Origin of the sequence: Marinimicrobium sp. LS-A18 (assembly GCF_000463525.1) — a bacterium.
Taxonomy (GTDB): domain Bacteria; phylum Pseudomonadota; class Gammaproteobacteria; order Pseudomonadales; family Cellvibrionaceae; genus Marinimicrobium; species Marinimicrobium koreense.
Window position 1 is genome coordinate 20,214 of record NZ_AWEP01000005.1, and the last position, 26,547, is coordinate 46,760.

General features: G+C 59.6%; 24 protein-coding genes. 9 read left to right on the forward strand and 15 right to left on the reverse strand.

The genetic code is table 11. The annotated features are described in order from the left end of the window. Positions 1-673: 673 nt before the first annotated feature. The gene (hisC, locus tag N645_RS0107930) at positions 674-1,735 is read left to right on the forward strand and encodes a histidinol-phosphate transaminase (protein ID WP_024460970.1); all 1,062 of its coding nucleotides are present in this window, start codon (positions 674-676) and stop codon (positions 1,733-1,735) included. Between the two features lie 303 nt (positions 1,736-2,038). Further along, entirely contained in the window at positions 2,039-4,330 is a 2,292-nt protein-coding gene (locus tag N645_RS0107935) for a bifunctional diguanylate cyclase/phosphodiesterase (RefSeq protein ID WP_024460971.1), read from the forward strand. 227 nt (positions 4,331-4,557) lie between these two features. On the opposite strand, the gene N645_RS0107940 is transcribed toward N645_RS0107935, so the two are convergent. From N645_RS0107940 to N645_RS17970, 4 genes are read right to left on the reverse strand one after another with little or no spacing between them, the layout of a single operon-like run. Continuing rightward, positions 4,558-5,670 carry a succinylglutamate desuccinylase/aspartoacylase family protein gene (locus N645_RS0107940; RefSeq protein WP_024460972.1) on the reverse strand — a complete coding sequence of 371 codons (1,113 nt, stop codon included), beginning with the start codon at positions 5,668-5,670 and terminating at the stop codon, positions 4,558-4,560. 5 nt (positions 5,671-5,675) lie between these two features. Further along, entirely contained in the window at positions 5,676-6,584 is a 909-nt protein-coding gene (rimK, locus tag N645_RS0107945; protein ID WP_024460973.1) for a 30S ribosomal protein S6--L-glutamate ligase, read from the reverse strand. A gap of 20 nt (positions 6,585-6,604) precedes the next feature. Then, complete coding sequence (locus N645_RS0107950) at positions 6,605-7,087, reverse strand: ATP-dependent zinc protease (RefSeq protein ID WP_051174362.1); 483 nt, start codon at positions 7,085-7,087, stop codon at positions 6,605-6,607. A gap of 3 nt (positions 7,088-7,090) precedes the next feature. Beyond that, positions 7,091-7,270 carry a hypothetical protein gene (locus N645_RS17970; protein ID WP_152521658.1) on the reverse strand — a complete coding sequence of 60 codons (180 nt, stop codon included), beginning with the start codon at positions 7,268-7,270 and terminating at the stop codon, positions 7,091-7,093. Here N645_RS17970 and N645_RS0107955 point away from each other — a divergent pair. Beyond that, positions 7,257-7,469 carry a PA3496 family putative envelope integrity protein gene (locus N645_RS0107955; RefSeq protein WP_238559225.1) on the forward strand — a complete coding sequence of 71 codons (213 nt, stop codon included), beginning with the start codon at positions 7,257-7,259 and terminating at the stop codon, positions 7,467-7,469. The genes N645_RS17970 and N645_RS0107955 overlap by 14 nt on opposite strands. Here the strand turns inward: N645_RS0107955 and N645_RS0107960 are convergent. From N645_RS0107960 to N645_RS0107995, 8 genes are all read right to left on the reverse strand, one after another. Next, positions 7,466-8,317 carry a LysR family transcriptional regulator gene (locus tag N645_RS0107960; RefSeq protein WP_024460976.1) on the reverse strand — a complete coding sequence of 284 codons (852 nt, stop codon included), beginning with the start codon at positions 8,315-8,317 and terminating at the stop codon, positions 7,466-7,468. The genes N645_RS0107955 and N645_RS0107960 overlap by 4 nt on opposite strands. 130 nt (positions 8,318-8,447) lie before the next feature. After that, entirely contained in the window at positions 8,448-9,155 is a 708-nt protein-coding gene (locus tag N645_RS0107965; protein ID WP_036160672.1) for a putative porin, read from the reverse strand. A gap of 119 nt (positions 9,156-9,274) precedes the next feature. Continuing rightward, positions 9,275-10,099, reverse strand: coding sequence for a symmetrical bis(5'-nucleosyl)-tetraphosphatase (locus N645_RS0107970; RefSeq protein ID WP_024460978.1), 825 nt, complete (start codon positions 10,097-10,099; stop codon positions 9,275-9,277). A gap of 11 nt (positions 10,100-10,110) precedes the next feature. Continuing rightward, a complete protein-coding gene (gene apaG / locus N645_RS0107975; RefSeq protein ID WP_024460979.1) occupies positions 10,111-10,482 on the reverse strand; it encodes a Co2+/Mg2+ efflux protein ApaG in 372 nt (123 codons plus the stop codon). Between the two features lie 76 nt (positions 10,483-10,558). Further along, a complete protein-coding gene (rsmA, locus tag N645_RS0107980; RefSeq protein ID WP_051174364.1) occupies positions 10,559-11,392 on the reverse strand; it encodes a 16S rRNA (adenine(1518)-N(6)/adenine(1519)-N(6))-dimethyltransferase RsmA in 834 nt (277 codons plus the stop codon). Next, positions 11,389-12,399: a 4-hydroxythreonine-4-phosphate dehydrogenase PdxA gene (gene pdxA / locus N645_RS0107985; RefSeq protein WP_024460981.1), complete on the reverse strand. Its 1,011-nt coding sequence runs from the start codon at positions 12,397-12,399 to the stop codon at positions 11,389-11,391. Before pdxA ends, rsmA begins: the two co-directional genes overlap by 4 nt. Continuing rightward, a complete protein-coding gene (locus N645_RS0107990; protein ID WP_024460982.1) occupies positions 12,396-13,700 on the reverse strand; it encodes a peptidylprolyl isomerase in 1,305 nt (434 codons plus the stop codon). The genes pdxA and N645_RS0107990 overlap by 4 nt, the downstream gene beginning before the upstream one ends. A 22-nt stretch (positions 13,701-13,722) precedes the next feature. Then, positions 13,723-16,302, reverse strand: coding sequence for an LPS-assembly protein LptD (locus N645_RS0107995; protein WP_051174366.1), 2,580 nt, complete (start codon positions 16,300-16,302; stop codon positions 13,723-13,725). 260 nt (positions 16,303-16,562) lie between these two features. Here N645_RS0107995 and N645_RS0108000 point away from each other — a divergent pair, with 260 nt between their 5' ends. From N645_RS0108000 to N645_RS0108010, 3 genes are read left to right on the forward strand one after another with little or no spacing between them, the layout of a single operon-like run. Then, positions 16,563-17,630, forward strand: a complete 1,068-nt coding sequence (locus N645_RS0108000) for an aminoglycoside phosphotransferase family protein (protein ID WP_024460984.1) — start codon at positions 16,563-16,565, stop codon at positions 17,628-17,630. A gap of 5 nt (positions 17,631-17,635) precedes the next feature. Continuing rightward, on the forward strand, positions 17,636-18,313 hold the full coding sequence (murU, locus tag N645_RS0108005) for an N-acetylmuramate alpha-1-phosphate uridylyltransferase MurU (protein ID WP_369755458.1): 678 nt from the start codon (positions 17,636-17,638) through the stop codon (positions 18,311-18,313). 6 nt (positions 18,314-18,319) lie between these two features. Next, positions 18,320-19,009 carry a glycerophosphodiester phosphodiesterase gene (locus N645_RS0108010; protein WP_024460986.1) on the forward strand — a complete coding sequence of 230 codons (690 nt, stop codon included), beginning with the start codon at positions 18,320-18,322 and terminating at the stop codon, positions 19,007-19,009. A gap of 13 nt (positions 19,010-19,022) precedes the next feature. Here N645_RS0108010 and N645_RS0108015 read toward each other — a convergent pair whose 3' ends face one another. From N645_RS0108015 to N645_RS0108025, 3 genes are all read right to left on the reverse strand, one after another. Beyond that, positions 19,023-21,308 carry a TonB-dependent receptor gene (locus tag N645_RS0108015; RefSeq protein WP_024460987.1) on the reverse strand — a complete coding sequence of 762 codons (2,286 nt, stop codon included), beginning with the start codon at positions 21,306-21,308 and terminating at the stop codon, positions 19,023-19,025. A 270-nt stretch (positions 21,309-21,578) separates the two neighbouring features. Beyond that, on the reverse strand, positions 21,579-22,232 hold the full coding sequence (locus N645_RS0108020) for a TorF family putative porin (RefSeq protein ID WP_024460988.1): 654 nt from the start codon (positions 22,230-22,232) through the stop codon (positions 21,579-21,581). Between the two features lie 235 nt (positions 22,233-22,467). Further along, positions 22,468-23,376, reverse strand: coding sequence for a DMT family transporter (locus N645_RS0108025; protein ID WP_024460989.1), 909 nt, complete (start codon positions 23,374-23,376; stop codon positions 22,468-22,470). 371 nt (positions 23,377-23,747) lie between these two features. Between N645_RS0108025 and N645_RS0108030 the strand changes: the two genes are divergently transcribed. The 3 genes from N645_RS0108030 to N645_RS0108040 all read left to right on the forward strand — a co-directional run bounded on the left by N645_RS0108030 (position 23,748) and on the right by N645_RS0108040 (position 26,522). Further along, the gene (locus N645_RS0108030; protein ID WP_024460990.1) at positions 23,748-24,977 is read left to right on the forward strand and encodes a multifunctional CCA addition/repair protein; all 1,230 of its coding nucleotides are present in this window, start codon (positions 23,748-23,750) and stop codon (positions 24,975-24,977) included. A gap of 254 nt (positions 24,978-25,231) precedes the next feature. Further along, the gene (locus tag N645_RS0108035; protein ID WP_024460991.1) at positions 25,232-25,975 is read left to right on the forward strand and encodes a pteridine reductase; all 744 of its coding nucleotides are present in this window, start codon (positions 25,232-25,234) and stop codon (positions 25,973-25,975) included. A 115-nt stretch (positions 25,976-26,090) separates the two neighbouring features. After that, a complete protein-coding gene (locus N645_RS0108040) occupies positions 26,091-26,522 on the forward strand; it encodes an Hsp20/alpha crystallin family protein (protein ID WP_024460992.1) in 432 nt (143 codons plus the stop codon). The last annotated feature ends 25 nt before the right edge of the window (positions 26,523-26,547 follow it).

The following is a 26,547-nucleotide window of genomic DNA, read 5'->3' on the forward strand; positions in this document are numbered from 1 at the left end:
TTATTGGTTGGGGGCATTATACAGGGGACAAGTTCCGAGCGTGGGCGCTTGGTACAGGCTGCTCCGCCTGGGTAACCCCTTGTGAGACACGCCGTAAACCCATCCATGGGGGCTCGATCGCCTGCCATCCAGGCAGGCGACGGTCTCACAAGGGGTTACCCAGCCTCCGCGGTGCAAGCGAAACGTTTCGGGAGCTAGCACCTTTTAATTTGCACCTTGGGTAACGGCGGATGCGCTTTGCTTATCCGCCCTACGCAACCTACCGTGCTATCCGTAAGGCGCACCGGTCCGACGATTCGGAGCAAAGTGCATCCGCCGGAACCATACCGCCGTGAGTTAAACATGGCACTGAGGGACGGGGAGGGGAAGCCCTTTCAAGACCGTAAGCGGAGGGACTCCGCGCGTCGAGCCCCCGTGGACGACCCACTTGGATGTGGGAAGTGTCCCGAAGCGCCGGGAGCGCGTAGGGACCGGGTTCACGGCGTGTCTTGAAAGGGCTTCCCCTCCCCGGCCCGGACGTGATGTAAATTCCGTGTCTCAAAAGGGGTTACCCAGGCGGAGCAGCTTGTGCGAAGTATCAAAGCGGCACGACATGCGCTCCCCACGAGCCACGAATCAACGAGCACCTCATGTATAATGACGGTTTTGACGTAAACCCAAAGAAGGTCTTTACATGTCGCGTTTCTGGAGTGAGCGGGTCCGTGAGCTTGAGCCCTATGTGCCGGGTGAGCAGCCCAAAATTGATGGGCTGATCAAACTCAACACCAACGAAAGTCCGTTTCCGCCCTCCCCCCGGGTGCGGGACGTGCTGACCGATGGGGCCATCGACAAACTGCGCCTCTACCCCGACCCCAACTCCAGCGCCCTCAAGCAGACCATCGCCGATTATTATGGGCTCAAACCCGAACAGACCTTCGTCGGCAACGGCTCCGATGAAGTGCTGGCTTTTGCGTTCATGGCCTTCTTCCAGCAGCCACGCCCCCTCCTGTACCCGGACATTACCTACAGCTTCTACCCGGTCTATTGCCAGCTGTTCGACATCGACTATGAAATGCTGCCCCTGGCCGACGACCTGAGTATCAACCTGGCGGACTACCGGCGAGAGAATGGCGGCATCATCTTCCCCAACCCCAATGCGCCCACCGGGCGAGCACTGCCCCTGAGCGATATTGAGGCCCTGCTGAAAGAGAACACCGACAGCGTGGTGCTGATCGACGAAGCCTATGTCGACTTCGGGGCCGAGAGCGCGGCGCAGCTGGTGGACCGCTACCCCAACTTGCTGGTCACCCAGACGCTGTCCAAATCCCGCTCGCTGGCCGGTCTGCGCCTGGGTTTCGCCCTTGGTTCGGTGGAGCTGATCGAGGGGCTGGAGCGGGTCAAGAATTCGTTCAACTCCTACCCGGTGGATCGCCTGGCCGAGGCCGCCGCCATTGTGGCCATTGAGGACGACGACTATTTCCGTCAGTGCCGGGACCAGGTCATCGCCACCCGGGAGTGGACCGAGGCCCGCCTGCAGGAGCTGGGCTTCCGGACCGTGCCCTCGGCGGCCAACTTTGTCTTCGCCCGCGTTCCCGAGGGTGAGGACGCGGCCGAACTGTCCCGCCAACTGCGCGACGCCCGTATTATCGTCCGCTATTTCAACAAACCCCGCCTGTCCGAGTACCTGCGCATCTCCATCGGCAGCGACACCGAAATGCAGGCGCTGATCACCGCGCTCAAGGCCATCCTCTCCTGAACAAAGCAACAGCCGCCAATCGGGCCTTGATTCTTGCGCCAAAGGCGGCTTATGATGCAGGTCTTATGAAAAAAAATAATAACCTGAACAACAGGTCGTTGGGGTCATTCGATCAATACGCGCGTCAGGATTTCTTGCGTATTGCAAAAGAATTTTATAGATTGGCGCTATCTGGCACGTAAAGCAACGCAAGCCAGATCACCAGGAGCAAGGCGCCTTGTACAAGGAGCTGAAACCGACACTCCGTAATAAGCGGCGATCGGGTTTGATGTTAGCCACGAAGACCACCCAAACTGGGCGACTATGCAGACGAAATTGACGGCGGTTGAACTGATCAAGCGTTTCCAACGATTGTTCACCGACCTGAACCACAAACAAATCGCCGAACGTCTAGTAAAGCTGGTCATGGCCAAGCCTGCGGTGAGCCGGGCCGCGCTGATCATAGAGCGGGACCGACGACTCTTCGTCGAATCCATCGCCCGCCTGAACGCCCAGAAACAGCCCGAAATTGACACCGTCGCCACCGCCCTGAACAAGCTCCGAGGCTTTCCCCACAACCAGATTGAACGCGTCTTCTCCGAGGGCCAACCCATCGCCCTGGACAGCAGCGCCATTGTCCGTCTGGGGCACGACATTACCCCCAAGGGCACCCGCTCCGCTTATCTCTACCCCATTTTCGAGCACGACAAGCCCATCGCCGCCTTCTATCTGGAAAGCCAGGACGATCTGCCCGCCCTGGAGCGCAGCGTTCAGGAGCTGGATACCGTGTGGGCCTTCAGCGGCCTGCTGGCCCGGCAGATCATCGAAATGTGGCGCCACGACGAGCAGAGCGAGCGCCACCGCCTGGCCGAACAGGCCCTCTGGGCCAGCGAGACCTACCTGCACGCCATTCTGCACCACTCTCCGGCCCTGATTTCGGTCAAGGACCTGAACGGCAATGTGGTGCTCGCCAGCGAACACTACAAACAACTGCAGAACGTCGACGAGCAGGGGTTTGTCGGCAAGAACGTATTCGACGTCTACCCCAAGGAAGTCGCCCAGGCGCTCTGGGATATTGACCTGGCCACCCAGGACAAGCAGCAGACCCTCGAGACCGAACTGGAGCTGATGCACAAGGACGGCAGCCTGCACACCTATCTGATGGTGAAGTTCCCCCTCAGAAACCCGAATAACGATGTGTTCGGTGTCTGTACCATCTGCACCGACATCTCCGAGCGCAAACTGGCGGAAAACGCCCTGCGGGAGCAGCAGTCGCGCCTGAACTACATGGCCTTCCACGACTCGCTCACCGCCCTGCCCAACCGCTCCCTGTTTTACGATCGCATCTATCACGGCCTGGCCCGAGCCCAACGCAGCAACAGCAAACTGGCCTTGATGTTGCTGGATATCGACCGGTTCAAAAACATCAACGACAGCCTGGGACACGACTCCGGGGACCTGCTGCTCAAGGCCATCGCCATGCGCCTGAACGAGGGCGTGCGGGACATGGATACCGTTGCCCGTCTGGGCGGTGACGAATTCGTGGTGGTGCTCGAGGGCGTGCACGACATGGAAGATGTGGTGTTCATTGCCAACAAGCTGCTGGTGACCCTGGCACGGCCGCTGGAGATTGCCGGCCACGAGATCACCACCACGGTCAGCATCGGGGTGAGTGTCTACCCGGATGACGGCACCGATACCGACGAGCTGCTCAAGAACGCCGACATCGCCATGTACAAGGCGAAAGAGGCGGGCAAAAACAACTGTCAGTTCTACGCCAAGGGCATGAGCGCCACGGCGGTCAACTACCTGCTACTGGAAAACGATCTGCGCCGGGCGGTGGAGCAGGAGCAGCTGATTCTGCACTATCAGCCCCAGATCGATCTGAAAACCGGCGAGCTGATGGGTGTGGAGGCGCTGGTGCGCTGGCAACACCCGGAACGCGGACTGATCTCCCCGGCTCATTTCATTCCCCTGGCCGAGGAAACCGGCCTGATCGCGCCCATTGGCGAGTGGGTGCTGCGCCAGGCCTGCTACCAGCAGAAGCGCTGGCTGGACTCGGGCAAGAAAGTGGGTCGCATGGCGGTGAACCTTTCACCACGCCAGTTCCGCCAGCGCAATTTCCCGGAGAAGGTGGAAAGCATTCTTCGGGAGACCGGCTTACCGGCGGAGTATCTGGAGCTGGAGATCACCGAGAGCTGTGCCATGGAGCACGCCGGTGAGACCATCAATCAGCTCAAGCAACTCAATCAGATGGGGCTGTATCTGGCGATTGATGATTTCGGCACGGGCTATTCGTCCCTGGCGTACCTGAAGCGCTTCCCGATTCAGAAGCTGAAGATCGACAGCAGTTTTATTCACGATATTCAGAGCGACCCGAACGATGCGGCCATTGCCAAGTCGATCATTGGTCTGGCGCACAACATGCAGCTGTCGGTGGTGGCAGAGGGGGTGGAGAAGCCCGCTCAGTCAGATTGGCTGTGTGACGAGGGCTGCGATCAGGGCCAGGGCTTCCTGTTCTCCAAGCCCCTCACCGCCCGGCAGTTCGAGGCACGTTTCGTGGGCAAGCAGTTTGCCTTTGACGGCAATGTGGTGAAGCTGAACGCGTTGGCGTGATTTTCTCGTACGGCAATTGGTGGTAGTAGCTGAGTCCGGGCTGCGGAGGGGAAACCCTTTCAAGACACGCCGTTAATACATCCCTGTAGGCTCGAATCGCGGGTCCCCCGCTCCACGGTCTTGAAAGGGTTTCCCCTCCGCAGCCCTCAGTGCCGACGTAACGTTTCGAAAAATAACACGGAGGTTGCGTAGGGCGGATAAGCGAAGCGCATCCGCCGTAACCCAACTCAATTCTCCAACGAATCATCCCATCCGATAAAGAACGGTTCTTCTTCCTGATCACTAAAATGCTCGTGGAAGCCCTGCACCTCGGAGGCGACTTTGCCGGTGCGGCGGTGGAAATTCGCCAGGTGGTACAGTGCCTCGCCCTCGTGGACCAGCGGCAGGTGGGTCATGCCGATCACGATGGCCTCGGCGGGCGCCAGCACCGGGGATTCATTCAGCCCCAACGGGTCCGCAATCATCCCCAGTACATCGCCCTTCTTTACCCGCGCCCCCAACTGCACCCGCGAGCGCATCACACCACTGGTGGGCGCCCGCAGCCAGCGGCTGTCCGAGGCGACCACGGCCTGGGGGATTTTGGCCGGGCGTTTACGCTGGGGCAGCATTTTCAGCTCGCGCATGACATTGATGATGCCCCGGGCACCGGCGCGGATGCTCAGCTCATCGAAGCGCAGGGCCTCCCCGGCTTCGTACAGCAACAGGGGGATGCCCATGTCGGCGGCCGCCTCGCGCATTGAGCCGTCCCGCAGCTTGGCATCGAGCACTACCGGCACCCCGAACTGCATGGCCAGATTGCGCGTCTCGTCCGAGCTCAGGTCGGCGCGGATCTGCGGCAGGTTGCTGCGATGGCGGGCGCCGGTGTGCAGATCGATACCGTGGGTGCAGTTTTTCAGGATATCGCCCACGAAAGTGTTCGCCACCCGCCCCGCCAGGGAGCCCCGCTCACTGCCCGGAAAACTGCGATTCAGGTCCCGGCCGTCGGGCAGGTAGCGGGACTGGTTCAGAAAGCCGTGCACGTTGACCACGGGAATCGCGATCAGGGTACCGCGCAACTGGTTGAGCTGTTTGTAGTTGAGAAGCCGACGGATGATGTCCACACCATTGAGTTCATCGCCGTGAATGGCGGCGCTGACAAACAGGCAGGGACCGGGCCGGCGACCGTTGATGACGTGTACGGTCATCTCCACATCCGAGTGGGTGTACATGGCGGCCAGGGGGATATCCACCGACGTACGCTCCCCCGGGGCCACCTTGACGCCACCAATGTCCAGGGTGCGGTTTTTTTCCCGGGCGCGTCGGCCCGGGTCGGTTTTGGCGGCGGGTGAGGAGTTGGCCATAGACGTTACCCTTTACCGCCCCGGGTGCGGGTTTTGTTGGGCTTGGCGTTTTCCTCGACAAACTTGATGATCGCACCGGCCACATCTTTGTGCGTGGCCCCTTCTATACCTTCCAGACCCGGCGAAGAGTTCACCTCCATCAGCAGCGGGCCCCGGCTCGAGCGCAGCAAGTCGACACCGGCGATGGACAGCCCCATGGTCTGGGCGGCTTTGACCGCCGTCTGGCGCTCGGAGGGCGTCAGCTTGACCAGTTGAGCGCTACCGCCTCGGTGCAGGTTGGAGCGGAACTCCCCTTCCATGGCGGTGCGCTGCATGGCCGCCACCACCTTGGTGCCGATCACCAGGGCGCGGATATCGCTGCCCCCGGCTTCCTTGATGAACTCCTGCACCAGAAACTCGGCGCGCAGTTCGCGGAAGGCCTCAATCACACTCTCCGCCGCCTTGGCGGTTTCCGCCAGCACCACGCCACGGCCCTGGGTGCCTTCACACAGCTTGACCACCAGCGGCGCGCCGCCCACCAGCTTAATCAGGTCTTTGGTGTTGTGCACGTGGTAGGCGAAGCTGGTGCGCGGCATGCCCAGCCCTTTGCGGGAAAACAGCTGCATGGCCCGCAGCTTGTCCCGGGAGCGCCCCAGCGCGACCGACTCGGTCAGGCAGTAGACGCCCATCATTTCAAACTGACGGATCACCGCCAGGCCGTAGTGGGTCACCGAAGCGCCAATGCGGGGAATGACCGCGTCGAACCCTTCGAGCTTCTCGCCGATGTACCAGATACTCGGGTTGGAGGGGGTGATATCCATGTAACACTTGAGGATATCCAGTACCCGCACCTCGTGGCCGCGTTCCTCGGCGGCTTCAATCAGACGTCGGGTGGAGTACAGTCGACGGTTGCGCGACAGAATGGCAATTTTCATAGACGGTCCAAAGGCTCAAATCAGGATAGGTTCAGTTCACCGGGGGGCTGGAATTTGGAGCCCCCCAGCAGAAAGGATTGGTCGCTATCGACCAGAAAGCGCGGCTTGAGCGCGCCGCGCCCTAGCAGCATTCGAAACAGCATATTCTCCCGGTCGGTCAGGGTCACCTCGGCATCAAACGCCTGATCCCCAAGCACCATAGTGGTGGCGATGACGTAGCGCATTTCGGCGTGACCGCCGGAGTCCGTGACCCGGCGCTGGTCAATCACCGGTGCCTCGCACTCGATCTGCACCTCGGTATCCTTCTGGCGAGGGTGTAACCCGAAGCGCACCCAGGGGCGACCATCCAGCTCAAAGGGCTCCACAAAGTAGGCGTGCAGCGCACTGGTGCGCGCTCCTGTGTCGATTTTTGCCTTGATTTCGGCCTGGCCCAGGGCGGGCATCCGCACCCATTCGCGCCAGCCGATCACGGTCTTGTCCTGGATATCCACTGATTTCCTCACTGCTCACTCAGGATCAGAAAAGTTAGGGATGACGGCAAATTTTTTTTGCTTTGCCATCGGCACTCCCCGTGGTAAATAGCGCCACATGGCCTGGTGGTTAGCGGCATGAACCAACTGGCTCATGACACAACCCGCTTGTGCATTGTCATTTCTTACGCTGGAGATGTCCATGGCTGTGAACATTGATCATTCCGATGACGATACCGACTACATCAACGATATGCCCACCGAGGCCGAGAACGACGAGGAGCCGGTGAAACTGACAGGCCGCGAGGCCAACCAACATATTCTGGATATGCGCCGGAAGATCGAAGACCGGTTGGAACGGCGTCGGCTGAAGGAAGAGCTGGGCTGTGACGATCTATGGGAACTCGATTTCTAAGAGGATTGAGAGGGCGATAGCGCATCGCCCTCGACCAACACATCCAGCACTCGCTGCACACTGGGGCTGAACTCCTGCTCCGGTCGAAACGCCGCGTACAGGGGCCGGGTAAACTCGGGCGCCCCCCTTACCGGATACACCCCCTCGCCAGCCAACTCTTCCGGTAAGTAAGCGCTTGCCTTTCGCTCGCGAAAAGTCGCCAGCGCCACACTGGCCTGGTTGGTATGCAGGCTGGCCGTCACCTCGCCAAAGCGCTTGGCCTGAAACAGGGCAAAGGCCGCGCCCCAGTCCACCGAAACATACCCGTCGGCCAGTGCAGCCCTCACATCCAGATCCGGCTGACTGCTGAACAGAGCCAGACGCACCTGACCAATACGGCGGGACTTCAGGGCGCCATCGCCCGGTAGGTCGTACAACAATGCAAGATCCAACTGCTCGGCCAACAGCCGGTCGAGCAGCTCGTCGGGCGACCAGGCTTCGGCGCGCAAGGTCATATCGGGTAGTTCCCGCTGCAGGCGGGCGGGCAGGCCCGCGAGCAAGAACTGCCAGAGCCCCGGCGTGGCACCGAGGCGAAGGTGGCGGTCGGGTTCGGCCTCCCGGGCCAGCTCGCGTCGAGTGTCCGCCCAGGCCTCCAGCAGGTGGTGGGCGTGCGGCAACAGCCGCTCCCCTTCGGCGGTCATCTGGATATTGCCCCGGGTGCGGAAAAACAGCGTGACCCCCAGGGTCTGCTCCAGCTGACGAATACGGGCACTGACCGCCGCGGGCGTAATAAACAGTTTATCCGCAGCACGCCCGAAGTGTCGGGTCTGGGTCACCTCCAGAAAGGTTCTGAGCAATTCAATATCCACGGTCGCCCCCGGTCAGTGGTGTAGGGGAAATCTATCGGGGCGTTCTCACAAGTGCAAGGGAAACCCGACCTTCAGACACAAAAAAACCCGGCCAGGCCGGGTTTTTTTGACATCACCATCGTTTCTGTTTTTAGAAACGAACGGCACCGCCAATGGTGAAGACATTGCCAGCCGCGTCGGAGTCGGTAAACGACAGACGACCGCTGATTTCGTTGGTGAAGAACTTTTCAGTGCGCAAGGTAAACTGATCATCACCCAAAAAGTCCGTATAACCGGCACCGACACTCCAAGTACGATCGAAATAGAAATCGGCACCCAGAGACAGGATATCATCATCGAAATCAGTATCCTGATACGTCCCTTCCAGGTTGACGAAGTTACCGCCACCCAGGCTGGTCACGTATTTGGCACTGATGTTGGCATCGTAGCCATCCTCAGAGAATTCTGTAGTAACCAACAGACCGTCGACCGGTGTCAGGCCCAGAGTGGCATAAGCGGTGGTTTCATCACCGGCCGCATTATCAACGCGGGTCACACGACCACCCACGTAAAACATGGTATCGGGAACATACAGTTCACCGCCCACGGTCAACGCATCAAAATCGTCATCCGCTGCAGCATAGACATTGGAAGAGCGCTCAAGGAAAGCGGCTTCCGCCAGCGGGTGATTGCGAGTCTGTACCGGAGAGAAGTGGAACTCGCCATACATGCCAAAAACGCCATCGCCGTTCTCGACATCAGTGTAACTAGCGCCGACTTCGGCTTGATAGCTGTTTGCCATCGCCAGGCCGGACGTCAGGGAAAAAGCGGTTGCCAGTGCCAGATATTTGATTTTCATGAGTGCTCCTTTTGTGTACATCAATTGTCCAATCAGAAACGCATCGGGCGATGCGCGGGACGCATTCTAATTGGCGGCGCTCAGTTTGTCACACTCCCTGTGCAATTTTGGTGCACAGTTCACAAATTCTTTAACAGCGAGCAATCACAACGAAAAGTTTTCTGATCTTCCAAACGAATCGCGGTCAGCGAACCGCCCCAGACACAACCGGTATCCAGTGCGAACACATTGGGTGCGTCGGCCTTGCCTTCCAGGGCTGCCCAGTGACCGAACAGAATCCGTTCGTTGCGACACTTGTGTTTCGGGTGTGCAAACCAGGGAGCGAATCCGGGCGGATGAGAACCCGCCTCCCCCTTGTTATTCAAGTCCAGATCACCGTCGGCCGTGCAAAAACGCATGCGGGTGAAATAGTTGGTGATCATCCGCAGCCGATCCATACCATACAGCTTATGCTTCCATTGACTCGGTTCGTTGCCGTACATATGGGCCAGAAAGTCATCCAACTGACTACTCTGCAGAACCGCTTCAACTTCACGCGCGTGGGCCTTGGCCCGCTCAAGATGCCACTGTGGAGGAATGCCGGCATGAGTCATAACGAAATTCAATGTCGGATCGTGATGCAGCAACGGCATCTGACGCAGCCACTCGATCCATTCCGGATGCTCGTCGTGGCCGAGAATATCTTCAAGGGTATCTTTATTGTTCGGGGCGCGATGTCCTCGCGCCACCGCAATCAGGTGCAGATCGTGATTGCCCAGCACCACCGTCAGGCGGTCGCGCATCTGGTACAGAAAGCGCAGGGTTTCCTGCGAGCTCGGACCGCGGTTGATCAGATCGCCGGCAATCCACAACCGGTCTTCGGCGGGATCGAAGTTGACCTGATCCAACAACTGTCTCAACGGACCCAGACAGCCCTGAATGTCCCCGATGGCATAGGTACTCATGAACGCTCCGGTCAGTGAATCGCGTGGGGCGGTACCAGTGCGAAGGCAGGGATAGGCACATCAAACAGTTGGCCATCCTCGGTCTTCATCTGGTAGCTGCCCTCCATGATACCGGTCTCGGTATCCAGAATCACACCGCTGGTGTAAGTAAAGCGTTTGCCGGGCGGCAGGTGTGGCTGTTCACCGACCACCCCGATGCCACGCACTTCCTGTTTCTTTTCGTCGGCATCGCGGATGACCCAGTGCCGTCCGATCAGTTGCGCAGGCACATCACCCTGGTTGTCGATGGTGATGGTATAGGCGTACACGAAACGGTGTTCGGCGGGTTCGGACTGCTGTTCAATGTAGGCAGGTTTTACGGATACCCGAATGTTGTTCGTCATAGGACCAGGCCACTCCAGAGTGCGGGCTCGCCAGGGCGACGCCCTTGAAGGCGGAATCTGGCTCTTACTGTGGGGGCTAAGACGCCGAATTCAAGGTGTCGATGGCGTTGGCCAGGCGAACGTAGTCTTCCAGCGACAGGGCTTCCGGGCGCAGACTGGCATCCACCGGCAACTGATCCAACTGCTCGGGCTCCACCAGATTCTTCAGCGCGTTACGCAGGGTTTTGCGCCGCTGCTGAAAGGCGACATTGACCAGTTGGGAGAGGGTGTTCCGGTTGGTGGCGGTAAACGGGCGCCGGGCGTGGGGAGTCAGGCGAACGACCGCGGAGTCCACTTTGGGCGCCGGGTCGAAAGCACCGGGCGGTACTTCAAACAATGGCTCGACCTGGCAATCGTACTGCACCATGATGCCCAGTCGGCCATAGGCTTTTTCACCTGGGCCGGCGGCCATCCGCTTGACCACTTCTTTCTGCAACATGAAGTGCATGTCTTTCACCTGCCCGGCGTAGGTGAGCAGATGGAAAATCAACGGCGTGGAAATATTGTACGGCAGGTTGCCGACAATTCTCAGCGACTGCTCGTCCTTCATCAAGGTGGTGAAATCAAACTTCAGCGCGTCGGCCTGGAACAGCTCAAAATCCGGGTGCTTTTCAAACTGCACTTTCAGCCAGGGCACCAGGTCCCGGTCCAGCTCAATGACCCGTAAGTGTTCGGCTTTGTCCGCCAGGCGCGCGGTCAGCGCGCCTTTACCGGGGCCAATTTCCACCAGCAGCTCGCCGGGCTGTGGATTGATGGCCCCGACAATGCGATCGATGACGTTGCCATCCACCAGAAAATTCTGACCGAACCGTTTGCGGGCGCGGTGGGGGGCCTCGCCGTTGCCCATACGTTGCTTGCCCGGCCGACTCATGAGCGACCTCCGAATCGGGCCGCCGCCATGGTGCGCGCGTAATCCAGCGCGGTCTGCAGACTCCCGGAATCGATTCGGCCCGTGCCCGCGAGATCAAGCGCCGTGCCGTGGTCCACGGAGGTACGAATGATGGGCAGCCCCAAAGTGACGTTCACCGCCTGTCCAAAACCTTTGTACTTCAATACCGGCAGCCCCTGATCATGATACATGGCCAATACCGCATCGGCCTGCTCCAGGTGCTTGGGCGTAAACAGGGTATCGGCGGGTAGCGGGCCGATCAGTGTCTGACCTTTGGCCCGCTGCTTCTCCAGTACGGGTTCGATCAGATCGATTTCTTCCCGCCCGAGGTGTCCGCCTTCCCCGGCATGGGGATTCAGGCCACACACCAGAATGCGCGGCTCGGCAATACCGAAATCCCGCTGCAGATCGCCATGCAGGATATCCAGCACTTCCGTAAGCAGCGTTTCATTCAGGGCATCGGCAACATCCCGCAGGGGCAGGTGTGTGGTCGCCAGCGCCACTCGCAGCCCTTCGGTGGCGAGCATCATCACCACCCGGGGAGTACCGGTTTTGTCCGCCAGGTATTCGGTGTGACCGCTGAACGGAATACCCGCTTCATTGATCACCCCTTTGTGTACCGGGCCGGTAACCAGACCCTGAAACGTTTCGGCCTGACAACCGGCGATGGCAAAGTCCAGGGTCTGCAACACATAGGCGCTGTTGGCCGGATTCAGTACGCCGGACTCACAAGGCGCGCGCAGGGGCACCGGAGCGACGGTCAGCTCCCCTGGTCTCTGGGGTTGCGCCACATCGGCGGGATTGAATTCACGGACAGTCAGAGGCAGTCCCAGTTGCCGGGCCCGGTCCTGCAGCAGTGCCGGGTCCGCGATCACCACAATTTCATCGGCGCGTTCGGTCTGAGCCAACTGGATCGCCAGATCCGGCCCGATCCCGGCCGGTTCGCCCGGCGTCAGCGCCAGGCGTAAAGGGTTACGAGCCTCGGTCACAACTTCTCTTCCACGTAAATCTCTTCCCGGATTTCCGCCAGCCAGGTCTGCAGCTCTTCGTCGAAGCGACGCTCGCGCAGCATGTTCGCGGCCTGATTGCGGATCATCTGTTCACTCATGTCCTGCTCGCGGCGATCCTCGACCATCAGGATGTGCCAGCCAAACTGGCTCTTGAAAGGTTCGCTGACCTCACCGACGTCGGTCTCGTTCATGGTCTGATCAAAGGCGGGAACCATCTGACCGGGCATGGTCCAGCCCAGATCGCCGCCCTGGAGCATGGAGCCGATATCCTCGGAGTGCTCCCGGGCCAGATCGGCAAAGCTCTCACCGTTGAGCACCCGCTCGCGCAACTCGGTGAGCTTCTGCTCGGCAGCGGCATCGTCGACGATTTCCGAGGTTTTGATCAGAATGTGTCGGGCCTTGGTCTGTTCCACCATGCTGTTGCCGGTGTTGCTGCGGGTCTCATGTACTTTCAGAATATGGAAGCCAGCACCACTGCGCACCGGCTCGGACACATCCCCCTCTTCCAGTCCCGCGACCACATCGGCAAACAGCTCCGGCAGTTGCTCCAGCTTGCGCCAGCCAATTTCACCGCCCTGCAGGGCGTTGGCATCGTTGGAGTGGGTGATGGCCATCTGCTCAAAGTCGGCACCGTCCACCAGCTCCTGACGGATGCGCTCCGCCTCTTCCTGCACCTCAGAGACCTCTTCGTCACTGGCGCTGCTGGGCACCGAGAGCAAAATATGGCCCAAGCGGTAATTCGGGGAGGTGGCAAACTTGCCGTCGGTGGAGGCCAGGAAGCTTTCAATATCCTGCTGGTTGACGTCGATCCGACTGTTCACCACCGCCTGCTGGATCTGGTTGACCCACATTTCCCGGCGAATCTGGTCCCGGAAGCCCTCCAGCGTCTGCCCCTGGCTTTCCAGGTCGGCGCGTAGCTGCGCTTCAGTCAGGTTGTTGGTCTGCATGATGCGCGCGATGGTCTGATCCAGTTGCTGATCGGACACTTCAATGCCGAACCGGCGCCCCATTTCCATCTGCAGACGCTCGAGAATCAACTGGTCCAGAATCTGGTCCCGCAATACGCTGTCCGGAGGCAGATTCTGATTGCTGTCCGATTGCTGAATACGCGCCTTGATGGACGCCAGCCGCTCTTCCAGCTCGCTTTCGAGCACCACGTCTTCTCCGACGATGGCCACTACGCGGTCGAGCATTTCGGTTTCTGCCAGCGCCAGAGGGCTGGCCAGCAACAACGCCAGAACAGCGGGAATCAGACGTTGGGTAATCCGGTTTGCTTGCATAACAGTCAGTTATCTCTAATGGTTAGCGGATCGAACCGTCCCGGACGCCGTAGCCCGGAATGGCTTTCTCAAGCAGATCATTGACCTTGCGGTTGATGCTGCCCAGACCCTTGAATTGAAAATCAAAAATGATGCTCTGATCGTAATCGTCAGCGTCTACCCGCTCCAGAAAGTTCGGCGTGTAGTCGAAGTCCAGCCAGCGCCGGGCCAGCAGCCGGACCCGGTAACAGCAGTCGTTGTATTCGAGTCCGACGAAGGTATCGAGTTCCTTTTCATAGGTAAAGTCATAATTGGCGCGCCCGACCAGGCTCCACTGCGCCGCCACCGGCAGGTGGAAGGCAAAATCCACCTGATCCAGGGCCCGCTCCTGCACCGCGGTCGGGTCTTCCAGGCCCGGAGAGGGCGGCCGGTGAGTGTAGCGGTAGCCCAGATGCATGATCCGGTCGGCCTGGTCCATATAGCGGATACTGGCATTGGCGCTGCCCAGTTGGCTTTCAAACTCGTTGTAGGCCACATTGGCGTTGATGCTGAGCCGATCGCCCACCCGGGCGGTGAACTGACCGGCCAGCTCGGAACGCTCGTAGGTCTCCTCGGGGCGCTCCGCGTCCGGGTTCTCCTGGGGGTCATACTCAAGGTCTGGGGTGTTCAGACCGACCCGGCGATCGGAGAAATAGAAAATCTGCCCCACGCTGAGGCTCATCTGCTCCACCCCGGTGAGGGGATCGATAAACCGGCTGGTCAGCCCCACCGAAAGCTGATTGGCGTCTTCGATCCGATCCCCGCCGGCGAAGCGGGAGGTGCGATACAGCTGGTTGTACTGGAAAGTCAGCGGCTTGGCATCAAACAGAACCGGACGATTGTTCCGGCTCACGCCGAACAGGTCGCTGTGATCTTCAAAGTCACTGTAAAAATAGAACAGCCGGGGCTCGAGCGTCTGCAGGAACCCCTTGCCGAACAGCTGGCCATCCCGCTCGAAGTACAGCCCCATATCGAGTGTACCCTGGGGTACCACCAGACTGGGGTCGGGCTCAGCCCCTTCCGCCAGTCGATCCTCGTCCAGTTGATAGCTCAGGCTTTTGACAATCGCGCTCGGCTTGAAAAAGCCCCACACCCAGTCCTTGTCCCAGGTCAAACTGTAATCAGTGCGGAACCGCTCACCCACCAGCAGGTTATCGATGAACTCCGGGTTGTCATTCTCGAAGGTGCTGTTCACGTCAAAGTAGGTGTACTCATTGTTCAGCCCCAGAACCCAGTTGCCCCACTGGTAGCGGCCGTCGGCATTGATCCGGGGCAGTTCCCGGTGCGGCCATTTGGCGGTGCTCAGCGCGCGCAGCTCCTCACCCTTGATGCCCAGCAACCAGTGATTCCCCTGGTAGGTGGCCCGGGCCCGCTTGGCCACCTGGGCGGTCCGGTTCACGTCCAGACCGCTGCTGTTCAGGTCGCGCAGGTAGTCGTTGTCGCTGATTGCGGTGTAGTCGATTTCCGTACTCCAGCGCTGCCCCGCACCGCCCTGCTGCAGTATCTGATACTCCCAGCGCGACTCGCCGAAGTAGGGGTTGAGGTCATCGCCCTCTTCATCGGTCACATCCCGCTGCGCCCCACTGTAGGGGTTCTCGTCCTCGTCCAGAAAACCGCCGCTCACCCGGGTTTCAAAGTGCCGGGACAGATGTCGGGTTTCCAGGCCCCAGAGCGTTCCGCGCTTGGACATGTACTCCGGGGTAATGGTCGCATCCAGATTCGGGGCAATATTCCAGTAAAACGGAATCGAGGCCTCGAACCCGTTGCGTCGGCTCTCCCCCAGGGAGGGAAACAGAAACCCGGTCTGGCGGTGATCATCGATCGGAAAGCGCAAATAAGGCGCGTAGAACACCGGCACACTGAACACTTCCATGCGGGCGTGCTTGGCCGTGCCATAGTGGCGTTCGGGATAAATGTTGATCGCCTGCCCTTTCAGGCTCCAGGCGTCGCTGCCAGGCTCACAGGTGGTCAGGGCGCTGTCTTCCAGACCGATAAAATGATCGCCCAGTTTGGTCAGCCGATCGGCTTGCCCCCGCACCCGACTTTCGTAGAGCACAAAGCGGGCATCGTCGAGTTCGGCATCACCGCTGTCGAGGTTCATCTGGGCCGACTCACTGCGCAGCAAAACCCCCGGCTCCCGGATCTGGATATCCCCGGACACCTGGGCATCGCGGGTGGTCTGGTCCACTTCCGCCCGATCCGCCCTCAGGCTACGGGTTCCCTGGGTGACTCTGACATCACCCTCCAGAGTGTGGTGGGTCTGCCCGCGGGATTCGGAGCGATCCGCGCTCAGTCGGGTGGCCGCCTCATCCGGCGGCACCTGGGCATCCGCATCGTCACGCGTGGGCGCTATATAAGCTCCACAGCAGCCGGTGGGCAGCGTCGCTTTCTGGGCCTCGGTCAACGCCTCGGCGGGCACCCAGTCAAGATCGCTGGCCTCTGCGTCACGCTCTTCGGTCTCCCGGGCTCCGTCAGCACCCGCCTGGGCAAGCACCTGGGGACTGGCCGCCAGCACCAGACAGCAAAGCCAGCGACGGCCCACCTCGGACCCTGCTGAACGAAAAAGCGAATAGACTGAATCCATGTAGCTAACGATCTCGGTATTGGGACTATCTGGGTATTGACCTGGCCTTGATATCGACCTGGCTCGTTGCCTGGGTACCTCAGGCTGATGTGGGCCAGTGACAGGAACCGTGCGAAACGCCGGGAATTCTACTTGAATAAGCCCGGTCATGGAATGAAAGCCCGGGATTCAACCCTTTTTCCGGCTCCCGGCTTTGACTTCTTGCGGTCAAACCGGGTTAGAATTCCAGTACGCAGTATCCACAATAACGAGGACGCCTCATGACCGATTCGCTCGCGGCTCGACAGGACCAACTGGAACACTGGGCCAGAGCCCAATTGGCCGAGCTGCACGCCCACAGCTCACCGGAGCTGCTGCAGTTCACCCCCCTGAATGGTGATGCGGGTTTTCGCCGCTACTACCGCCTGAACACCGAGCCCTCGCTGCTGGCCGTCGACGCCCCGCCTCCGCAGGAGAACGCTGGCCGCTTTGCCGAGCTGTCCCAGCACCTGCTCAACCACCACATCGCGGTTCCCAAGGTCGCCTCGGTAGACCCCGAAAACGGCTTTTTGTTGCTGGAAGATTTTGGCGACCGGTTGCTGCATCGCGCCCTGCGCCAGCAGCCAGAGTCCGCCACCGCCCTGTACGGTGAGGCGCTGATGCAACTGCTCGCGTTGCAGCAGACTCCCGGCAGTGAACATTTCCCGCCCTACGACCAGGCCTTCCTGCGCCGGGAGCTCAACCTGTTTATCGAGTGGTTCCTCGAGGCCATGCTGGGGCTGGATCTGTCCTCCGAAGAGCGTTCATTGCTGGACGATGTCTTTGACCGCCTGGAGCAGAACGCCCTGGAACAGCCCCAGGTGGCCGTGCACCGGGACTACCACTCCCGGAATCTGCTGATCCGGCCCGACGGCTGTATGAGCATTGTAGATTTTCAGGATGCGGTCTGGGGCCCGATCACCTATGACCTGGTGTCCCTGCTGCGCGACTGCTACATCCGCTGGCCCGCCGACCAGATCCGCCAGTGGGCTCTGGGCTACGGCAATATGGCCTGCGGCATCGGGTTACTGGAAGACGTCACGGAAAGCCAGTTTCTGCAGTGGTTCGACTGGATGGGACTGCAGCGCCACCTCAAAGTGCTGGGCATTTTCTCCCGCCTCGCGCTGCGCGACGACAAGCCCCAGTACCTGCAACACCTTCCCCTGGTCATTCGCTATGTGCTCGAAGTGGCCAGCCACTACCCCGAGCTGGCCGATTTTCGTTATTGGTTTGAACACAAGGTGCTGCCCAAGGCCCAGGGCCAGTCGTGGTACGAGGACTATCGGCTGGCGGGCGAGACTACCCCGTGAAAGCCATGATCCTCGCCGCCGGGCTGGGCAAGCGCATGCGCCCGCTCACCGACCACACCCCCAAGCCCCTGCTGGCGGTGGGCGGCAAGCCACTGTTGCAGTACCACCTGGAAGCACTGGCACTGGCCGGCGTACGCGAGGTCATCATCAATACCGCCTACCTGGCGGAAAAAATCGAGCAGTTCGCCGGTGACGGCAACCGTTTTGGCCTGGCGATACACTATTCTCGCGAACCCGAACCCCTGGAAACCGGCGGCGCCATCTACCGGGCCCTGCCCCTGCTGGGTGAGGCGCCCTTCCTGCTGATCAATGGCGATGTCTGGACCGACTTTCCGCTACCGACACTGACCGAGCCCACCCTGCCCGATTCCGCTCTGGGCCGGCTGCTGCTGGTCCCAAACCCGACATTCCACCCCCGAGGTGACTTCAGTCTGTCCGCCTCGCGGGTCGGCCTGGCGACAGACGCCGAGCGCTATACCTTTGCCGGGGTCAGCCTCCTGCGCCCGGCGCTGGTGGCCCGCTACCCCGAGCGCCGGGCGGTGTTTCCGCTACTGGAAGCCCTGCGCCCCGCCATCGAGGCCGGACAACTGGAAGGCCGGGTGCACCACGGCCAGTGGAGTGATGTGGGTACGCCCGAGCGCCTCTCTCAATTGGAGCAACAGCTGCAATCCACCACCGGGTAATTCACTATGCTATGTATCGCACACCGGGGTGGGCCCGGGCCGGAAAACAGTCTGGAAGCCATCCGTCGCAGCCTGGCCATGGGCGCACCGGCGATTGAAATCGATGTGTGGCAGCTGCACGACGAGCTGTGGGTGACCCACGACCGCCGCCTGGGGCGTGAGATTGCCGGCTATGAGGTCCTGTCCGATCTGTCTCGGGATCACCTCGAAGCCCTGCGCCTGAGCAACGGGGAGCATCTGCCCCGGCTCAGTCAGGTATTGGAGTTGGTTGGTGAGCGCGCCCTGCTCAATATCGAACTGAAAGGCCCGGACTGCGTCGACGCCCTGGTGCGCATTCTGACCGCTCACCGCCAGAACTCCGGCCAGAACCCCGAGTCCTGGATCGTCTCCAGCTTCGATCACTGCCAGCTGGCCCAGCTACAGCAACGCCTGCCCGAGGTCCGGCGAGGGCTGCTGCTCTACGGCGTACCGCTGGATCTGGCGCAGAGCGCGGATCAAATTGATGCGTACAGCGTGCACCTCAGTCAGGACTTCATGCCCGAAGTGCTGATCGAGGACATTCGACAGCGCGGCAGGAAAGTGTGGATCTACACCGCCAACCACCCGAAAGATTGGCGACGTCTGATGGACGCCGGGGTAGACGGCATCTTTACCGACCACCCCGATGGCCTGATGCGTTATCTAGCCGAGAACTGACCGGCCCGCGCGATCAGAACTTCCACCCCACACGCACGCCGCCCATACGCGGCTTACCCCAGACACCGTAACCCCAATCGGAACCCAGGGTGTTCTGATAGGTGAAGTATTCTTCATCGGTCAGGTTGGTCACAAAGGCCGCCACCGTCCAGGTGCCCTCGGGGGACATCCAGCTCAGCTTGGCGTTGACCAGTCCGTAGGCCGACTGTTTCGAGTAGGGATCATTTTCAATCTGCAGAAAGTGATCATCCTGCCAGCTGTAATCCACCTGATAAGTCAGCTCCCCGCGATCTCCCAGGCCCTGGTAATAACGGGCCACCAGGTTATAGGTCAGATTGGGGGCCGAGGGGAGCTCGTTGCCATCGAAGGTGTACTCATCCCCGGCCACGATGAAGATCTGCTCCGAATCAAATTCGGTATCGAGCCAACCCAACCCGGCAATCACTTCAAAGTTGTCGGCAACCTGCGCATTCAGCTCGACCTCGGCACCGGTGCCGGTCACATCGCCCGCATTGGTAATCACGCTGCCATCGGCCACCGTCAAGAACACCTGCGCCTGATAGCCTTCCACCTCGTAGGTGAACACCGAGGCATTGAGCCGCACGCGGCCACCGGCCATGGTGTTTTTATAACCCAGTTCCAGATTGGTGATGTCTTCCGCTTCCACCGGCCGGGTCGCTTCCCGGGAGGCGTTGTAGCTACCGGAAAAGCCGCCGCTTTTGAAACCGGTGGACACGCTGCCGTAAATCAGGGTATCCGGGTTGGGGCGCCAATCCAGCCCCAGCTTGCCGGTTACCGAGTCCTCTTCCAGGCTGTCCCGAACATCGATCTCCTCATAGAAACTCGGGCCCGCATCCTGACGGAACTGACGCTTTTCTTCGGTATAGCGCACCCCGGCGATACCGGTGAGTTGCGGGGTAAAGTCATACTCATACTGACCGAATACCGCCCAGGACTGGCTGTCCAGTGACATATCCTCGCGATGAAAAAATTCATACCAGTCATCCGTTCGGGCGCTTTCGGTGGTGGGCGCCTCGGTCAGCAGATCGCGGTGATCATCGTAGTAATACAGCCCGGTCACCCACTTGGACCGGGCGCTTCGGCCATTCAGACGGAACTCCTGAGTCAGCTGCTCAGCGTCCACCGAATACTGCTCATCAAAAAACACCACCGGCGTGCCATCGCCATCGTCCTGCATAAACTTGTCCAGGGTTTCCAGCGCACTGACCGAAGTAAAAGTCACACCCTCGGTGACCGGCAACTCCACGGTCAATGATGAGCCAAAGGTTTTGATGTCCGTGGTCAAACCACCCGGCGAACTCGACGCCACCTGGCCGGGATCGAAAATACCGCCGGCCGCTTCGCGCCCGGTCATGTCAAAAGTGGCACTGGTGCACAGCCCCGACTGAATCCGAGCGATGCTACAGGTCGCCGCCGACTCATCCGCCGACTCCAGGTAGCCCATGTGAGCAAAGCCCACGGATTGCTGGTCAGCCTGACTGCCATGAATGTTCAGCAACCACTGACCATCGTCATCGTAGTCGCCCAGCAATTGCAGGCGGTAACCGAAACTGTTGGTGTCGTTCAGCTTCTGGCCATCCACCGCGTTGACCTGCCAGCCGTCATTGTGAGTGCGTTTGATGGCGGCGCGTCCCATCAAACCATCCGCCAGCTGTCCCGACATCATGCTTTCGGCAATCACTTCAGCGTAGCGTCCGTAGCTGATACTGGCCGAGGACTCAAAGGTTTCCGTGGGCCGTTTGGACACGTAGTGAACCAGGCCACCGGTGGTGTTGCGTCCGTACAGGGTTCCCTGTGGGCCACGCAAGACTTCCACCCGCTCAAGGTCAAACAGCTGAATCGCCGAACCGGCGGGATTGCCCCGATAAACGTCATCCACATAGAGTGCGACCGGCGACTCCCAGGAATCGGAAAAATTCACCAGGCTGATGCCGCGCAGACTGATCGACGGGCTGGACGCTTCGCCAAAGATGGCGAAGAAATTCATATTGGGTACTTGCTGGGTGATATCCAGGCCTTCTTCAAAGCCCATCTTTTCGATGGCCGCCCCGGAAAAAGCGGTGACCGCAACGGAGACATCCTGCATCGACTGCTCGCGTTTCTGGGCGGTCACCAGCACCTCTTCAATCACCGACTGAGAGGTGGCGGCAAAGACCGACGAACCGGCCCCCGTCAACAGCCCGGCCGTCAGAGCCAAAGCGATGCGGCGAGCGCGAAACGGCGAAGCGCCGTGGGTAAGACTGGACGTAATGGATCGGGTGGGTAACGTTCGCTGCATGCGCGTTCTCCTTTTGTCCTTGCAGCACAAACCGGCAAACTCCTCGCCGAGCATTTCACATCGATGGCGTACCTCGAACTTGCCCCAAATGCCGTCGCCGGCCGAAGGCCACGGCTGACCTAACCTTAGCACCCGCATTGCCCGGGTTCCACGCAGCGCGTCGGGTTGGCACATATGGGCGCATTGAGAGGGAATCAGGTGCCGGAAGTACAAAAAAAGGGCGTCTCAATGAGGCACCCTTTTCTCAGGTTTCAGGCCGGAAACGTGAGCTTATTCGATCGGAATGCTGAAGCCGACTACGAATTTGGCTTCGTCGTTCTCGGTTCCATCCACATCGTCAGCTACCAGACCAAGCGTGAAGCTCAGGTTTTCGTTGTAAGCGTAACCAATATCGAAGTGGGCATAGTCATACTCGTGCACACCGTAAGTGAACGAGAAATCACCAACTGCAGCACCCACTGTAGTGTACCAGTAGTCTTCACCATCAGGATTGGCGCTGTTTTCAATGTTATCGTAATAGGTCAGTGAGAATGCTCCGTAGCCCAAGCCGATAACGGCTTCAACCAGATCTCCAGGCCCTGTCGGACTGGCTACCGGCTCTGATGGGTAAGAATAACTCCACAGACTGATGTCATAAGTGAACCCACCGACCTCAGAGCCGTAACCTGCGTACAGATCATACTCAGTGCCCAAAGCGGCATCACCCGAGGAGGCCCACATACCGGCATAGAAACCATTGCTGCTGACGTTGATATCACCCCAGACCGCCGGATCACCGTTGCCCAGGTCATAACCACGCCAGTAGTACATGTTGGCAGCACCCACCGAGGCGGAAACTTCGGCGTGAGCCACAGGAGCCAGAGCGGCGGAGGCCATTGCAGACGCAGCGACGGCACCAGCCAGGAATTTTTGCTTCATGTTCATGAGTACGTCCTCTAACGTTGGCTATCTTTGAGTTTTGACGCCACTGGCCCTTAATGAGCCAAGTGGCTTACCCGATTCTTGTACAGGTACGAAGGCTTTTGCGAAGACCGAGCCAACTTTTATTTTCCCTTTAAAATCATAGATATAGGCCTATTCGCTTACTATTTAACCAGCCCTATCAAAATTGAAACGCACCATTATGGACCACCAGCGTGCACTCCTTTGCACCAGAACATTACACTCGCTCCACCTCCGGTGATGCCATCCGTCGACGCCACCAGCGCTCCACCCCCAGGTCCAGATAGGCGAGCAGCGCCAGCAACACCAGTACCGCACCGCCCAGCAGCGATGGGGATACCCGTTCGTTCGCCACCAGCGTCCCCAGCAGCAACGCCAGCACGGGGGTCATCAGGGTAATCAACGAAACCGCGCTGGGCGTCAATCGCTGCAGAACAAAATAGAACAGGGTAAAGCCCAACAGGGAGCCCAGGGTCGCCAGATACACCAGCCCGCTCAGGCTTTTGGTGGACAGGCTCTGCGGCACCTGGCCATCGAACAGCCACCAGCTCAGCAATAAACCGGGAAAGGCAAACAACAATGCCCCGGCGGTCTGCTCCAGCGGTCCCGTGCCCTGGTCCAGCCGCTTGAGGCTGACGCTGCTGAGGCTGAACAACCCGCAGGACAACAGTATGCCCCCGATGCCCAGCGCCGAACGGGCATCGATATGGAGCTGATCCCAGAAAATGATGCACAGCCCGATCAGCGCCACCATAAGTGCGAGCACGCGTCGGGGGCTGAAGGGGTTTTCCCGAAGGATCAACCAGCTCAGCAACCCGGTCACAAATGGGGACAGAGCAAAAATCACCGCGATCAGCCCCGAGGGAATGAACTGCGCGGACCAATAGACCACCAACATATTGGGAAAGATGCCAAAGGACGCGGCCAGGTAGACTTTCCACACCCCCGGCTGGGCGAACAGACGACGGCGCAGTACCGCCACAATCACCAACGCCAGCGCGGCGGCCAGCCCCATCCGCATCAGCACCGCAGTGATAAACGAAACGCTGTCATTGCTCCACTGAATCGCCAGTGGCGTGGTCGACCAGATCAATACCACCAGGCCATAGGCCAAATACACCTGCACGGGTCACACTCCTTTTGTTGAGGCAGCAATTCCTGCGGCTCAAAACGAAAAAAGCCGCAGTGGTCGCTGCGGCTTTTTTGAAAACGGTAATGGCTGTACTCGTCAGGGTTGCCTCGTTTTCCGCCGCGCAATAGCTCGTGCACGCACCGCCCAACGCAGGGCGCGCGCCATCAGAATCACCACCGGCATACGGAAAACGTTCATTGAATCACAGACCTCGGATAAACAGGCAAACCTGCGGAAAACAAGTAATGAACCGATACATTAAGCGATGCTCACGCAAAGCACAACGAGCAAAGCCGATTTTTTTGTGCGAACATGATGCACCGTATTATTTTGTCGTTTATCTCCTTTTTTGCAGTGAAATCACTATGGATATTTATCTGGTGGGCGGCGCAGTGCGCGACAAGCGGCTCGGTTACCCCTACTCGGAAAAAGACTGGGTCGTGGTGGGCGCGCGCCCGGAGGACCTGCAGGCTCAGGGCTTTACGCCCGTGGGCAAGGATTTCCCGGTGTTTCTCCATCCGCAGACGGGAGAGGAGTACGCCCTGGCGCGCACCGAGCGAAAAACCGCACCCGGCTATACCGGTTTTCAGTTTCACACCGCCCCCGATGTCACCCTGGAGCAGGACCTGGCCCGGCGGGACCTGACCATCAATGCCATGGCGGAGAACGAGCGCGGCGAACTGGTGGACCCCTACGGCGGCGCCCGGGATCTGGACGCACGTCTGCTCCGGCATGTCTCTCCGGCGTTCAGTGAAGATCCGGTCCGCATTTTACGCGTTGCCCGATTTGCGGCGCGCTATCACCATCTGGGTTTCACCGTCGCGGAGGATACCCTGGCGCTGATGCGCGACATGGTCGCCAGTGGCGAGGTGGATCACCTGGTGCCCGAACGGGTCTGGAAGGAAATGGAACGGGCTCTGGGAGAGCGGGACCCGCAGGTATTTATTCAGTGCCTGCGCGACTGCGGTGCGCTCGCCCGGGTACTGCCGGAAGTGGATGCCCTGTTCGGTGTCCCCCAGCGTCCGGAGCATCATCCGGAAGTGGATACCGGCGTGCACTGCCTGATGGTGCTGGAGCAGGCGGCAAAACTGACCGGAGACACCAGGGTCCGTTTTGCCGCGCTGATTCACGATCTGGGCAAGGGCGTGACGCCGAAGGAAGAGTGGCCCCGACATATCGGTCACGAGCACCGCAGCCTGCCCCTGGTGGACACCCTGTGCGAGCGCATCACCGCACCGAAAGACTACCGCCGCCTGGCCCTATTGGCAGCGGAGTATCACACCCACGGTCATCGGGCGCTGGAATTGAAACCGGCCACGATACTGAAGTTGCTCAGGGCGGCGGATGCCTTTCGCAAACCGGTGCAGTTCGAGCAATTCCTGCTCTGTTGTGAAGCTGACGCCCGGGGACGCACCGGTTTTGAAGACCGGAATTACCCTCAAGCCGATTATCTGCGCGGTGCCCTGAAGGCCTGCCAGGCGATCGACAACCGCGAGATTGCGGCCCAGGGGCACACAGGGAAAGCCTTTGGCGAGGCGTTGGATCGGGAGCGGTTGGCGCGGCTTTCGGAGTTCAAGGGGAGCCGTGCATCCTAACGGGGATGTCGGATTACGCGCGCTGCGCTCCGAAACGTCGGACCGATCCAACCTACGCGGCTTTTACAGGCCCGAGGGCCCCGAGGAACCTCGGGCCAGCAGCAGTGCCAGCGCGACACTCACCCCAGTGTGAAGGCGACGGTGAAGCGGTACCATGAATGCACTCCGGACCGGTTATTATTGGCTTATTCATCGTTTAATAGACCACCAGCGTACTACGTCGGACAGTTTATTCACAGATTCAAGAGGATTTTATGACTACTGACGCTCCCGTTGCCCTACTGACCGGCGCAGCCCGCCGCATCGGCGCAGTCACCGCGAAAACCCTGCACGCCTCCGGCTACCGGGTCGTCATCCACTACCGCGGCTCGCAGCAGGACGCCGAGGCACTCAGCCATGAGCTCAACGCGCTTCGCCCCGACAGCGCCGTGGCGCTGCAAGCGGATTTGAGCCAACTGAAAGACGTTCAACAACTGGCCGAGAACGCCTTGAAACAGTGGGGCCGTATGGACGCACTGATCAATAACGCGTCCAGCTTTTACCCCACTCCGGTGGGAGAGGCGAGTGAAGAACAGTGGAACGACCTGATGAGCAGCAACCTTAAAGCCCCCTTCTTTCTTGCCCAGGCTTTGGCGGACGCGCTGAAAGAAACAGAGGGTGCCATTATCACCATGGCCGACATCCATGCCGAGCGCCCACTGAAAAACCACCCCATTTATTGTGCCGCCAAAGCGGGCAACGCCATGCTGACCAAATCGCTGGCGCGGGAATTGGCGCCCAAGGTGCGCGTCAACGGCATCGCCCCCGGCGCCATTCTGTGGCCGGAACAGGAGGCGGAACTGGACGATGACGGGAAAGCGACCATTCTCGATCGGGTCCCGTTGAACCGACCCGGAGACCCTCAGGATATTGCTGACACCATTCTTTTTCTTTTAACCAAAGCGCCCTATATAACCGGACAGATTATCGCCGTGGACGGTGGTCGTTCGGTGAGTTAAAACAAGCGGTTTAACTCACTTTTGTTGCGCTGGATCAATTGAAAATCGACAAAAAAGGACCAATATAAGTAACGCAAACAGAGACAAGCTCTGGATGTTCAAAGGAGGTGTTCTTATGAACCTGATACCACGTAGTTCAGTATTTGATATTGACAGCCTGTTCGACAATTTCTGGGCACCGCTATCAAGAAGCTCTGCTTCGATGAACGCGGAAGCGTTTTCGCCCAGAGTGGATATCACCGACAAAAAGGATCATTACGAGTTGACCGCCGAGTTACCCGGCGTAGACAAGAAAGATATTGACGTGACCCTGGACAACGGCATGCTGACCATCAGTGCCGAGTCCCGGTTTGAAAACAAGGAAGAAAAGGATGGACGCGTCATTCGTCAGGAGAGACGCTATGGCAAGTACACTCGAAGCTTCAACCTGGGAACGGACGTCAAGGAAAAGGATATCAAGGCGGAGTTCAACAACGGAGTGTTGAAATTGAACGTGCCCAAAGTGGAGCAAAAGACGCCGGTCAGTCATCGCATCGAAATTCACTGATGACCGAATGCTGACCCACTTGAAA